Annotated in this window: 8 protein-coding genes and 4 pseudogenes; 9 read left to right on the forward strand and 3 right to left on the reverse strand. The window is 58.1% G+C overall.

Annotation, left to right across the window (positions count from 1 at the left end):
• Window positions 1-20: 20 nt before the first annotated feature.
• A complete protein-coding gene (locus C9383_RS11935; protein ID WP_090371187.1) occupies window positions 21-962 on the reverse strand; it encodes a cupin domain-containing protein in 942 nt (313 codons plus the stop codon).
• 271 nt (window positions 963-1,233) lie between these two features.
• Between C9383_RS11935 and C9383_RS28645 the strand changes: the two are divergent.
• From C9383_RS28645 to C9383_RS11970, 9 genes and pseudogenes are all read left to right on the forward strand, one after another.
• A pseudogene (locus tag C9383_RS28645) lies at window positions 1,234-1,509 on the forward strand (PAS domain-containing protein); the annotation flags it as partial.
• A gap of 300 nt (window positions 1,510-1,809) precedes the next feature.
• A pseudogene (locus C9383_RS28650) lies at window positions 1,810-2,799 on the forward strand (methyl-accepting chemotaxis protein); the annotation flags it as partial.
• Window positions 2,800-3,177: 378 nt separating this feature from the next.
• Window positions 3,178-4,260 (forward strand): annotated as a pseudogene (locus tag C9383_RS28655) (cache domain-containing protein); the annotation flags it as partial.
• A gap of 345 nt (window positions 4,261-4,605) precedes the next feature.
• Window positions 4,606-5,121: pseudogene (locus C9383_RS28660) on the forward strand (methyl-accepting chemotaxis protein); the annotation flags it as partial.
• Window positions 5,122-5,338: 217 nt separating this feature from the next.
• Window positions 5,339-6,244, forward strand: coding sequence for a transcriptional regulator GcvA (gene gcvA / locus C9383_RS11950; RefSeq protein ID WP_090371181.1), 906 nt, complete (start codon window positions 5,339-5,341; stop codon window positions 6,242-6,244).
• 74 nt (window positions 6,245-6,318) lie between these two features.
• Complete coding sequence (locus tag C9383_RS11955) at window positions 6,319-7,146, forward strand: DMT family transporter (RefSeq protein ID WP_090371179.1); 828 nt, start codon at window positions 6,319-6,321, stop codon at window positions 7,144-7,146.
• A 28-nt stretch (window positions 7,147-7,174) separates the two neighbouring features.
• Window positions 7,175-7,936 carry an SDR family oxidoreductase gene (locus tag C9383_RS11960; protein WP_090371177.1) on the forward strand — a complete coding sequence of 254 codons (762 nt, stop codon included), beginning with the start codon at window positions 7,175-7,177 and terminating at the stop codon, window positions 7,934-7,936.
• Between the two features lie 354 nt (window positions 7,937-8,290).
• On the forward strand, window positions 8,291-8,911 hold the full coding sequence (locus C9383_RS11965; protein WP_060752869.1) for a TetR/AcrR family transcriptional regulator: 621 nt from the start codon (window positions 8,291-8,293) through the stop codon (window positions 8,909-8,911).
• Between the two features lie 318 nt (window positions 8,912-9,229).
• Window positions 9,230-10,501 (forward strand): OmpP1/FadL family transporter, encoded by a 1,272-nt coding sequence (locus C9383_RS11970; protein ID WP_090371175.1) that lies wholly within the window; start codon window positions 9,230-9,232, stop codon window positions 10,499-10,501.
• Window positions 10,502-10,604: 103 nt separating this feature from the next.
• On the opposite strand, the gene C9383_RS11975 is transcribed toward C9383_RS11970, so the two are convergent.
• Together C9383_RS11975 and C9383_RS11980 are read right to left on the reverse strand one after the other, a co-directional pair.
• Window positions 10,605-11,390, reverse strand: a complete 786-nt coding sequence (locus C9383_RS11975; protein ID WP_060752871.1) for an SDR family NAD(P)-dependent oxidoreductase — start codon at window positions 11,388-11,390, stop codon at window positions 10,605-10,607.
• 82 nt (window positions 11,391-11,472) lie between these two features.
• Window positions 11,473-12,933 (reverse strand): efflux transporter outer membrane subunit, encoded by a 1,461-nt coding sequence (locus tag C9383_RS11980; RefSeq protein WP_090371173.1) that lies wholly within the window; start codon window positions 12,931-12,933, stop codon window positions 11,473-11,475.
• Window positions 12,934-13,111: the final 178 nt, after the last annotated feature.

Here is a 13,111-nt window from a genome sequence, read left to right on the forward strand (position 1 = left end):
CGCCGCTTGCCCGACGGCTATCAACTGAAGCGGATATCCAGCGAGCGAAGGTAGGTCTGCAGCCCCGCGTCTTGGATCGGGATCAGGAACGCTTCCTGGTCGGACTCGTTGAAGTGGGCATGCCAGTAACCGGGCGGCGTGACAAACGCCAGCCCCGGTGCCCAATCCACGCGGACCGGGTGACGTATCTGGCCATCGGCGTCCAGGTCGGTGCCGACCAGGGTGTAGCAACCTGTCGGGCAATCGACGATGAAATCCAGCGCAATGGACTGATGCCGATGAGGCTTCTGGACCGAACCGGCCGGCAGAATTCCATACATGGCCCAGAGCACATGGGTCACGGTTCGGGTTTGCGGGAAATTGCGGTTGCCCAACAAGATGCTGATACGGCTGCGGTCTTGCGCACGCGGGTCATCGGCCGCTTCACGCAACTTCGCGTTGGCGGTCTGCGCCGGGTACAACGTCGGCAAGAACCGGTCAGTGCTGCGGGTCACGCCGAGATAGCGCAACAGGGGCTCGTCATGCACGTAATAGAGCCGGGCGTCCTCGGTCGCGCTGAAACAGGCGCCCAGCAGACCTGGCAGTGCCATGAAGCAGCCTTTGGACCATTCCAGGGTGTGCTCGCCCTGGGTCACTTTACCTGCGCCGGCAATCACATAAAAAACCTGCGAGGTGGCGTTGGGCTGGAGCGTCAGGCTGTCGCCCACATTGAGGCGGATAAAGTTGGCACAAAGCCCGGGGCCGGTGGCCGGCCCTTCGCAGCCCAATGCTTCGCTCAGGTCCAGCGGCACGACCCGCGAGGGGCCTGAGTCGCAGAGCGAGGCTGGAAAGTTGTGGTAGGGCACGCCTGTAATGAGCTTGGCGCTGATCGGATTTGCCGCTTTGCTGTACTCGAAATATTCCGCTTCGCGCTCGTTTGGCGGCACGGCGTCTACTGCATCGATCCTGAATGTGCTGTTCACGATTGTCACCTCGCTCGCTGATCCGTGGATGCAGCGTAGGCCGGATCAGGCCCTTCTGCAAAGTGCTGATATATATAGAAACTGCGACCGTTATGGCAGCAAAGCTATTTGTTTATTTCTTCTTAGTTGGTACTTTCGTTCAGATTTATAAAGCTTCGTTTATTGTTCGATTTCGGTACAAAGTCTGTATGTATAAGAAAAATTTCAAAAAAAAGTATTAACTTTTCCTGGCGCTTGCCGATGGCTATGCAAGTCATAAAAGGTAGTCGTTGTGCGAAATAATCAACCCGTTACTCAGCGCGAAGTTTCACTTGACCCACAGCAGAAACTTATCTCTACAACAGATGCCCGAGGCGTTATCAGTTATTGCAATGACGCGTTTGTCGAGATCAGCGGTTTTAATCGAGAAGATCTGATAGGGGCTCCGCAAAACATCGTTCGTCATCCGGACGTGCCCCCAGCCGTATTCGCGCACATGTGGAGTGCGCTTAAACAAGGCCGGCCATGGATGGGGATCGTCAAGAACCGCTCCAAAAGTGGCGATCACTATTGGGTCAACGCGTACGTCACACCGATATTCGAAGGCAGCCAGGTGGTGGGCTTCGAGTCGGTCAGGGTCAAGCCGACGGCGGATCAGGTCCGTCGGGCGCAAGCGCTCTATCAGCGTATCAGCCAAGGAAAGTCGGCCATCCCTCGCTGGGAAAACTGGGTGTGTGCTGCGCAGGATTGCCTGCCATATCTGGCCACCGGGCTGGCGGGTGCGGTGAGCGGTGTGTTCTTCAGTGCGCCGTTGGCATTCGGTGTGGCGGCAGCCGTGGCGTTACCGGTTGGCTGGGTCTTTTCACGTTGGCAAAAGCGCGGAACGCAGCACCTGTTACAGATGACCGAACCCTCGACCTCCGATGCGTTGATTGCGCAGATGTACAGCGATGCCCGTGGCCCGCAAGCCCGCCTGGAAACGGCTTTCGTCAGTCAGACTGCGCGTCTGAAGACTTGCCTTACCCGTTTGCAGGACACCGCCGAGCAGCTCAGCCGACTTGCGGGGCAATCCGAGGCGCTGGCCGCTGAGGGCTCGAAAGGCCTGGAGCGCCAGCGTGTCGAGACTGAGCAGGTGTCGGCCGCAGTCAACCAGATGGCGGCGACGACCCAGGAAGTTGCCCGGCATGTGCAACGCACCGCTGATGCCACCCAGCAGGCCAACCAGCTGACGGGGCGTGGCCGCGATGTAACCCGGGAAACTCGCGAAGCCATTGAGCGTCTGTCGAATGTGGTGAGCGAAACCGGCCTGACTGTGGCGCAGTTGGCGCGGGACAGTGATGAAATCGGCACGGTCGTGGATGTGATCAAAGGCATCGCCGATCAGACCAACCTGCTGGCACTGAATGCCGCCATTGAAGCTGCCCGTGCCGGCGACATGGGCCGAGGCTTTGCCGTGGTGGCCGATGAGGTCCGCCAGCTGGCACAGCGCACCTCGCAATCGACTACGCAGATCCATCAACTGATCACCACGCTTCAGGTCTCGTCCGGCAAAGCCGTGCAAACCATGGAGAGCGGTTGCCGCCAGGCCGAAGAGGGCGTACTCCAAGTGCTCGAGGCGGACAAGGCGTTGCTGGGCATCAGTGAAGCCGTCGCCAACATCACCGACATGACCACCCAGATTGCGAGCGCTACGGAAGAGCAAAGCGCGGTGGCCGAGGAAATCAGCCAGAACATCGCTACTATCGCCCAGCTGGCTGATCAGACTTCGGAGCAGGCGAACCAATCGGCAGGGCTGAACACCGAGCTGACCCGCACGGCTTCCACGCAATACTCCCTGGTCGAGCGCTTTAATCGATAAAGCCTGCCCTTAGCATAATGCTGGTCAGTTAATAACCTGTGGGAGGGGGCTTGCTCCCGATGGACTGCGCAGCAGGCCCAGCCTTTTCAAACCCAAAGCTGGTGCCGCTTCGCGGCCATCGGGAGCAAGTCGAATCGTCGCACCGCCCCTCCCACAATGACCGCGTCAAGCTTTAACTGACTGGTATTACGCCTTGCGCAGGCCTTTTTTATTGGGTGCAGCCTGGATATTCGCCGTACAAAAGCTCCCGGTATCTTCCTAAAGTGCGCTTCAACGCGGCCGATAATTCAGTCTAAGCATGGCTTCCGATAACAACACATGCGACGTCAGCTCTAGCGTTTCTCCTTGCCAAAACTATAAATACCCGCAGGTGAAGTCATGAATATCAAGCAGAAGCTGACCTGGGCGTTCGCGGCTATCGCGTGTGTCCCGGTCATCCTGGTCGCCGTTTTGGTAGTGCTGAATGTGCGGGAGGGGGCCCAGGCCAATTTCCTCGACAGCAGCGGTCGCGAGATCCGCCAGATCGACAATGGCATGAAGCAGTTTTTCGACGGCATCAGCCAAAACGTCGACTACGTCGCCAAGGACCCGCGTGTGGTCGCGGCCAAGGACCTCAAGAGCTACGCCGGCGCCGATGCCGCACAAATTCCGCTGACCCCGACCAACAAAGAGCTGCTGGCGATATTCGACCAGTTCGCCAAAAGCCATCCGAGTACCGCCTACCTGTCACTGGGCTTGAGCGACGGCGGCTACGCCAGCTGGCCGGACGACACCAAACTGAACAACTATGACCCCCGCGTGCGTCCCTGGTACAAAGCGGCCATCGCCGCGCCAGGCACCACCGTGCGCACCGGTGCCTACTACTGGGCGCCGGACGATGTGACGCTGATCGGCACCGTGCACACCGTCGCCGATGCCGCCGGCAATATACTCGGCGTGGTGGGCCTGGACGTGTCGCTCAAACAGCTCACGGAACTGGTGCGCAACATCAAGCTGGGCCACAGCGGCTACCTGATGCTGGTGGAAGCCAACGGTAACGTGCTGGTAGACCCCAGCGACGCCAAGCACAACTTCAAACCCCTGGCCGACCTGGGCCCCAACTACGCCGAACTGGCCAAGCGCGGCGACGGTGTGACCCAGATCGAGATCGATGGCGTGCCCTACATGGCCAACGTGGTCAGTTCCAAAGACCTGGGCTGGCGCTTTATCGGCCTGATCAAGCGTGATGAAGTGATGGCCGACGCCACCCGCCTGACCTGGTTGATCGCCGCCATTGCAGCAGTATTGGCCTTGGTGTTCGCGATTGTCGGCGCCAGTTTTGCCCGCGTCATCGTGCGCCCGATTCGCGGCGTGGCCGATGGGCTGCAGGAAATCGCTGAAGGAGAGGGCGACCTGACACGCCAACTCAAAGTGCAGGGCAAGGACGAAACCGCCGGCCTGGCGGGCTGGTTCAACCAGTTCCTGGGCATGATCGCCCAATTGGTGCAGCGCATCGGCAGCGCTTCATCGGACCTGCAGACCGCCGCCGTCGACACCAGCGAAGTGGCCAACAACATGAACCAGGCCGCAGGTCGCCAGCGTGAAGCGGTGGAGCTGGTGAGCACGGCGTTCAACGAAATGGTGGCGACCGCCAACGAGGTCGCACGCTCATGCAGCGCCGCCGCGTCGAGTGCCGACGAAGGCTACCGCGACGTCCATGACGGTCAGCAGCACATCGGCGAAGCCACCGGCAGCGTACTCAAGCTCAGCGAAGACCTGCAGAAGTCGACCCAGACCATGCAGTTGCTGGAGCAGGACAGCCAGAACATCAACACCATTCTCGACACCATCCGCTCGATCGCCGAGCAGACCAACCTGCTGGCGCTCAACGCCGCGATTGAAGCGGCGCGTGCCGGTGACCAGGGCCGTGGTTTCGCCGTGGTCGCCGACGAAGTGCGCGCCCTGGCGCGTCGCACAGCCGACTCCACCGGCGAGATCGACAGCCTGCTGGGCAATCTCGCCCGCCGCACCCAGGAAGTCACGCAACAGATGCAAGGCAGCCTGCAGGTGTCCCACGCCAGCGTGGAACGCATCCAGCAGGCCCGTGACAGCTTCGACAAGATCCGCGGCTCGGTGGACTCGATCCGCGACCAGAACACTCAGATCGCCACCGCCGCCGAGCAGCAGCACCAGGTGGCTGAAGAGATCAACCGGCACATCGCACAGATCCATGCCGATGCCCAGTTGGTCGAAGGCTTTGCCCAGTCGTCACAGACTGGCTCGGGGCGGTTGATAGAGATTTCCGGGGAGCTTAAAGGCCTGGTAGGGCGTTTTAAATATTAGTCTCTCAGGCCGAATGAAAACGGTGAGCTTTCATCGTTTTCATTCGGGCGGTCAATGCAGTCTTTTCCCTGGGCGTGCCCGCAGGTTATGTCTCAGGCTTGGCCGACGCCGTCGGCGCGGGGGATTGATGGAGAACACAGCGTCCCGAGTGAGTTTATGCCTATCATGAGCGAACGTTCATGCATGCACTTTTCTGATAACTCGCTGGATACTGCCCATGAGAGACCTGCCGCCCACCGCGACCTTGCGCGCATTTGAAGTTGCCACCCGGCACTTGACCTTTACGTCGGCCGCACAGGAACTACATGTGACTCAAAGCGCGGTCAGCCACCAGCTCAGGCATCTTGAGGCCCTTTGGGGCGTGCAGTTGTTTGAACGTGGCAAGGCGTTACGCCTCACGGCAGCGGGGGCTGCGCTGGCGCCCATCGTGCGCGAGTTTTTCATCAGCCTGGAGGCGACTCTGGGTGATTTGCGCGAGCAGAAAGACAGGGTTCGACTCAGCGTCAGTACCACCTATTCCTTCGCGCTCAAATGGCTGCTGCCACGCTTGCCGCGTCTCTCTCGTCAGCACCCGGAGCTTTTGGTCTCGCTGGATACCACGGATAAAATAATTCACTTCTCTCACGGCCAGGCTGATGTTGCGATCAGGCTCGGCAAGGGCAATTACCCCGGTCTGCATTCTGAGTTCCTGTTTGGGGAGCAGGTATTTCCTGTGGCCAGCCCAGAACTGTTGCGGCGCGTCGGCACTCCGCAGAACCCCGCGGAATTGTTACATTTTCCGCTTCTGACGCGGGACGGTGCCGAGTTGGTACCCAAGTGGGAAGTGTGGTTTCAAGCCGTCGGGCTGGCCTATTTGCCGCTTCAGGAAAGCGTCAGGTTTGGCGATACCAACATGACGGTGGAAGCGGCCCTGCTCGGCCAAGGCGTTGCATTGGTGCGCAGCGGGCATGTCGAGAGCGAAATCGGCGATGGCCGCTTGGTTCGGCTGTTCGATGTGCCGTTCCCATCGCCGCTCGCTTATTACTTCGTCTGCCCCAAGGGCATTGAATCACAGCCGCACATCGCCAGCTTTCGTCAATGGTTGGTCGATGAGGCGCTGAAGGTAAAACACGTAGAACCTTAATGTATGAGCATTCATTCATGCTACGATGAGGAGCCTTCGCTTTAGTCCCGGCGCCGAATTGCCTAGAGTGGCGCATGCCTATCCATCTCATCTTCCTCGTGCTTTTCGCCGCGCTCCTGCATGCCAGCTGGAACGCGCTGCTGCGCAGTGGCGCTGATCGGCTATGGTCGATGACAGTGATGTGCATTGCCATCGCCGTCACCAGTCTCGTTGCCGCAGCATTCATGCTGCCCCCCGCTATTGAAAGCTGGGGCTATGCGGTGCTTTCGGGGTTGCTGCATGTGGGCTACAACCTGTTTCTGGTGCGCAGTTATCGAGTCGGCGACCTGGGGCAGATCTATCCGATTTCACGTGGGTCGTCTCCAGTGCTGATCACCTTGGGTGCAGCCGTTTTTGCCGGAGAAAGCATCACGCCTGGCGAGTTGCTCGGCGTTACGCTGGTGTCATGCGGGATTATTTCCCTGGCCTTCAGAGGGCGCAGTCTTTCGGTTCCCAGCCTGCCCTATGCGCTGGGAACGGGCGGCTTTATCGCGGCCTACAGCGTGGTCGACGGCATCGGTGCCAGGCTCTCCGGTGCGCCGCTGGCCTACACCGTGTGGATGTGCGCCCTGTGGGGCGTGTTGATGCCGGCGGTCTACATCGGTCTGCGTGATGCCCGCAGCTTATTCTCTGCCCGGCCCGGAACAGCGACTGCTGTGGTCGGCGGGCTGGTCTCTTTGCTCGCGTATGCAATGGTCATCTACGCGATGAACGAAGCGCCTTTGGGCGCGGTATCCGCATTGCGTGAAACCAGCGTGCTGTTTGCGGCGTTGATCGGCTATGTCTTCCTCGGCGAGACGTTAACCGCACGCCGGATACTGGCGTGCGTAGTGATCGCCAGCGGCACCTTACTCATCGGCTGATACAGCCACGGCTCAGGAGCAATATCTAATGGTCGACGTCTCGCAGGCACCGCTGATTCTAATCACGGGTGGAAGTCGTGGAGTAGGGGCAGCAACGGCTCGGCTGGCTGCTGCAAGAGGTTATGACGTCGCGATCAGCTACGTTACCAACGAGGCCGCAGCGTTGGCTGTGGTTGCGGATGTGGAAGCGTTGGGGCGCAGAGCGCTGGCGATGCGGGCCGACAGTGCGGACCCTCGGCAGGTGGCTGATTTGTTCGCAGCGATCGACCACTCGTTCGGACGCATTGACGTCTTGGTCAATAACGCCGGAATGCTGGCGACTCAGTCACGCCTGGAGGGTCTCGGCTTCGAGCGGATGCAGCGCATTTTCGCGGTCAATTCCATCGGGCCAATCCTCTGCGCCCAGCAGGCGGTAAAGCGTATGGCTTACCGTCACAACGGCCCGGGCGGCGTGGTGGTCAATGTCTCTTCGGCGTCGGCGCGCCTTGGCAGCCCCAATGAGTATGTCGACTATGCGGCGTCAAAGGGAGCCTTGGAGACTTTCACCATTGGCTTTGCAAAGGAGGTCGCGCGCGAAGGCATACGCGTTAACTGTATTCGCCCCGGACATATCTATACCGAAATGCATGCCAGTGGCGGTGAGCCGGGGCGGGTCGATCGTGTCAAGGACTCGATCCCCATGGGGCGGGGCGGACAGCCTGAGGAAGTGGCCCGCGCGATTCTATGGTTGGCGAGTGCGGAGGCATCGTTTGTTACTGGTACATTCCTGGATGTGACGGGCGGTAAATGAGTCAGATTGTGGAAGCCTGCACGGAAAGTCTTTCCGGTCATGACTTATATAAGCAGCATGTTTAGCGTTTCTCGCTCGCGAGGGCAGTGGCCTCCAGGATCAAGTCTTTGTTCTGGTAGCCAATGCACCTATTTACCTGAAAAAAACGGCCAGTGAGTCCGTAAAGTGGGACAAGTTAGACAATGTACTGCGCTGAATAATGATGCATTGAAGAGATAGTCAGCATTATGGCGGATGCGCATCCCGACCGATCCAAGTCAATTTAGCGAGGTATCCAGCGCCTGACAGACTTGTGACCCGGTTTTAAAACGGTCACGAGTTGTCAACTGTGAATTGGATCCGTAAGCTACAGGCATGAACCAGCCATCCATTTTCTCGCCCGGCGTTCGAGGCCCAGCTGATCATGACATTCGAGATCAGATTGTCGCGGCGGCCAACGAACATTTCAGCCAGTACGGTTACAGCAAAACCACGGTTTCCGACCTGGCCAAGGCTATCGGATTTTCCAAGGCTTACATCTACAAATTCTTCGATTCCAAACAGGCGATCGGCGAAGCCATCTGCTCAAATTGCTTGGCGGAAATCGTCGCGGCGGTTGAACAGGCCATCAGTGTCGATGATGTTTCGTCAATGGAGCGCTTTCGACGCTTGGTCAGAACCTTGATCTCCACAGGTGCAAGCCTGTTCTTTAACGATCGAAAGCTCTATGACATTGCCGCTCTTGCGGCGTCAGAAAGCTGGCCAAGTACACAAAATTACGACGCGCAGATTAAGCGTTTCGTTTTGCAGATTGTGCGTGAAGGGCGGGAAAGCGGCGAATTTGAACGCAAGACCCCATTGGATGAGACGGTCGATTCCATCCATTTTGCGCTGCGGCCTTTCGTCAACCCGTTGCTGCTGCAATACAATCTTGACTTCGTTGAGACAGCCCCCACGCTCACCTCAAATCTTATATTGCGCAGCCTCATGCCGTGATTCCCGGCTGCGCATTCTGCGCAGCGTTCATGTGAACGTCGAAAAAATACCTTTTCAGTTTCAGCCATTGCATCGAGCAGTGGCATACACGTTCTTGCCTGGACTGTGACCATTGACATAAATGGTCACATGACTAAATATGGTGCCTCAGTTTTGGCTGCATTGCCATGATTCAGCGCCACTCTGTTATTTCCACGGCGGTCGCTGGGTTCTTTGGGCGCGCCAAGCTGTGGCCTTTTTACGTGATGCAAACGAACTGAGCCCATAACAAAACTACTGCTAGCCGGTTCTTTCCGGTGATCACGAAGAGTTCCAACAATGAAAAAAAACTTGCTCAAGCGTCCACTTGGACTGGCTGTCGTGCTTGCTTCTTCTAATGTGCTGGCGAGCGGTTTTGCGCTCAACGAACAAAGCATCAGCGGGATGGGCTCCGGATTTGCCGGTCGCTCTTCTTCGGCTGAAGATGCGAGCACGGTCTTCGGTAATCCGGCGGGTATGGCTCGCTTGAAAAGCGAACAGGTCAGCGTGGGCGGCGCGACGCTTTTCGCGAAGTCGGATATAAGCCAGACGCGCAGTACATTCGGCGGTCAGGAAGACGGCGACATGGTGCCAGTGACCACGGTACCGATGGGGTACTACGTCAAGCCTGTTGATGAGCATTGGGCATTCGGTATGGGGTTCTATGTGCCGTTTGGTCTGATGACCGATTACGGCAGCGATTTTGCTGGCCGATACTATGCGAACAAAAGTGAAGTCACGACCCTCACGTTTCAGCCCACGGTCAGCTATGCCTTTAACGATAAAGTGTCGATCGGGTTTGGTCCTACCATCAACCGCATCAGCGGCGAGCTGTCCGGGATGGTACCCAATCCGCTGAGCCCTGGCCGCAATGACGGCAAACTCAAAAGCACCGGGGATGACACGGCTCTGGGTTTCAACGTCGGTATTTTGGTGCAGGCTACAGACCGAACCCGTCTGGGGATGACTTACCATTCCAAGGTCAGCTACCGCCTGGATGCCAAGACCAAGGTCACTGACGGTCTCTTTAGCGTGTTAGGGGTAAGTGGTCGTAGCTATGACGCTTCGTTGGAAGTGGATACTCCAGAGTCAGTCGACATGTCGTTGACTCATCAACTGGATGATGACTGGACCCTCTACGTGGGAAGCACCTGGACTCGGTGGAGTCGCTTCAAGGAGTTGAACATTGAGACCCAAGGGTTGCCTCCTTTGTTGAATGCTCAACTAGGTTCCGTCACCGAAGAACAGAACTGGCATGATACTTGGGCGCACGCGATCGGCGCGGCGTACAAGCTAAATGATCGGTGGGTGCTTCGTTCCGGCTTCTCGGTCGATCAGTCGCCCACCAATAACACCGATCGAGGGCCGCGCATTCCTACGGGCGACCGGAAAGTGTTCAGCATCGGCGCAGGCTGGACCCCCGCAAACAACTTCACAATTGATGTTGCCTACTCTTATCTGTGGGAAGAGAGTGTTCGGGTCAATCACGTCTCTGCGACTAGGGGCGCCTACAGTTCCAAGTATAAAAACAGCGCGAGCGGTCTTGGAGCCTCTGTCAGTTATCGGTTCTGATTGGCTGCTGTTCCACACACCGGCCGGGAGTCGTGCATTACTTCCGGTCGTTTAGAGCATTCCCAACGGCTACCGTTGGGAAAGGCGGTGTTTTATCCCGTACTCAGACGCCCATTACGTGTTCCATAAGCCCCTGGTGAAACCGACGAGGCGTGGCCCAGGTCAGCACGCTGATGGCCTTGTTGCCGAAACCCGGCACGACGCTCATTCGTCCCGCTTGCAGTGCGCGGATTCCTGCTTGTACCACGGGCTGGGGTTGCATCATCACCCTGCGCAAGAGGGGGGTGATCTTTTGCTTGGCGTTTGATGCAAAGCCTGTGTCAGACATGCCTGGGCACAGCGCAGTGACGACGACACCGTCACCTTTGAGTTCGCGATGAAGCGCATCGGAGAATCTCAGCACATAAGCTTTGGCGGCGGAGTAAACGGCAAAGTTTTTAACGCCTTGGTAAGACAGCAGACTGGCAACCATCAAAATATGCCCTTTTCGCCGGGCTCGCATATCCTCGGCAAAGAGACGAGTTATGGCGGTCAGACTGGCGATATCCAAGTCGATCATAGCCAGGGAGCTTTCCAGGGGTTCGTCCAGAAATGCGCCCTGTAGGCCATAGCCCGCGTTGTTGATCAGTATATCGACGACAATGTTGCGGTCATGCAGATCCCGATGCAGATCGATAATCACATCAATGGATGACAGGTCCGCCTGTTGCACCAACACATCGACGGCGTAACGTGCGCGCAACTCCTCAGCGAGCATTTCAAGTTCATTCAGTCTGCGCGCGACCAGGATCAGTGATCTTCCTTCTGCAGCATACTGTTGTGCAAACTCTCTGCCGAAACCGCTTGATGCGCCGGTAATGAGTACCCAGGAATTCTCGCTCGACTGCATAGTATTGTTCTCTGAAGTATTGCTGTTGTGGGGTTCGCCAACTCGCTGCTTTGCGCCACGACCAAAAACCACTAGTCGTGGCTCATCGAGTCGCCAAAGGCTGGGGTTCAGGCGCCTGCCAGCCACCGCCGAGAGCCCTGAATGCGGCGACGGCCGCTCGTGCCGATTCTGTTCGAGCTTGCGCGCGTGCATCGGAAGCTCGCAGCAGGGTCTCGTCGGCGTGCAGCACATCGATCAGGCTGGCTGTACCTTTTTCATAAGCCGTGAACGACGATTGGCGGGCCTGTGTCAGGGCGTCCTCGCCTGTGGTGAGGGTGGTGGCTTGAAGTTCCCGGTTCACCAGGGCGGAGAAAGCGTTTTCGACATCCTCGGTGGCGCGCAGGGCAGACTGGCGGTAAGCGGCCAGGGCTTCGGCTTCCTGCCCCTTTGCCTGGTCAATCTGTGCGTTTATGCGACCGAAGTCGAAAAGCCTCCAGCGCAGGCCCAAGACGCCTGCCGACTGGCTGGCACCGCCGGTAAACAGGTTGCCACTGGATACGGCCGTGGCACTGCCGAGCAATGCGCTAAGTGAAAACTTCGGGTAGTACTCGGCGGTGGCCTCCCCAATGCGTGCGTTGGAGGCCGCGAGACGGCGTTCAGCCACAATCAGATCTGGCCGGCGGCGCAGCAAATCGGCGGGTGTTCCAGTGTCGTTCAGTTGGGGGGCCAGAGGAATCGTGCCCTGACTCGCCAATTGCGTTCGATGCGTGCCTGGAGGCGTGCCGAGGATCACATCGAGCGCGTTCATGGCGGCATCCAGGCCGGTTTGCAGGGCCGGTACTGTTGCCTGGACTTGCGAAAGCGAGCCTTCCGTTTGGCGAACTTCATAGCTGGCGGCGAGGCCTTTGCCATAGAGCAGTTGGACTTTTTCCAGCAATTGCTCCTGCGTCTTGACTTGTCGGTTTGCGATGTCCAGCCGGGCCTGCAATCCACGGACCGTGATGTAGATATCAGCCGTCTGTGCAGCGATGGCCAGGCGTGTGGCGGCAACGCCAGCCACGGAGGCCTGGTACTCGGCCAGTGCAGCTTCGCGTCCGCGTCGCAGGCCGCCAAATACATCCACCTCCCAGCTCGCATCAAGGTCTAGCTCGTAGGAACTTCCGTATCGATCAAAGTCAGGGGTTGAATTCAGCACTTGGCCGAGTGGCGTCTCGATTGACTGATAGGACCGCGCAGCCTGACCGCTGATGTTTCCCGAGGGCAGTAACGCGGCATTGGCGGCGCCCAGTCCTGCGCGCGCTTGTGTGACTCGCGCCGCCGCTTGTGCCAGGTCCAGGTTCTGCGCAAGTGCTTTAGAGACGAAGTCGGCCAACTGTGGATCACCAAAGCCTTCCCACCACGCAACAAGACTTGCCTGCGGCGTACCAGGCCGCTGTTCAACAGCGGCCTGGCCCATATATCCACTGGAAAGCGGCGCGTCAGGACGTTGGTAGTCCGGACCGACCGCGCAACCTGCTATCAGGCTGACGCTCACCAAAAGAGCTAGGGGCTGAAGGGAGGGCATTTAGATTCCTTGAATCGAATGTTGTGTGTAACCATATTACGATATGGTCACCACCTGTCAATTGACACTGTTGATTCACTGCCAGATTGGCTGATAAATAGCACTTTTACCGAGTTAACGTGATGTGTCACGCTTGTGACGATTGACAAATATGGTCACAGATTTAAAAATATGATTT

The sequence above is a fragment of the Pseudomonas palleroniana genome, assembly GCF_003031675.1.
In the GTDB taxonomy this organism is placed as follows: domain Bacteria; phylum Pseudomonadota; class Gammaproteobacteria; order Pseudomonadales; family Pseudomonadaceae; genus Aquipseudomonas; species Aquipseudomonas palleroniana.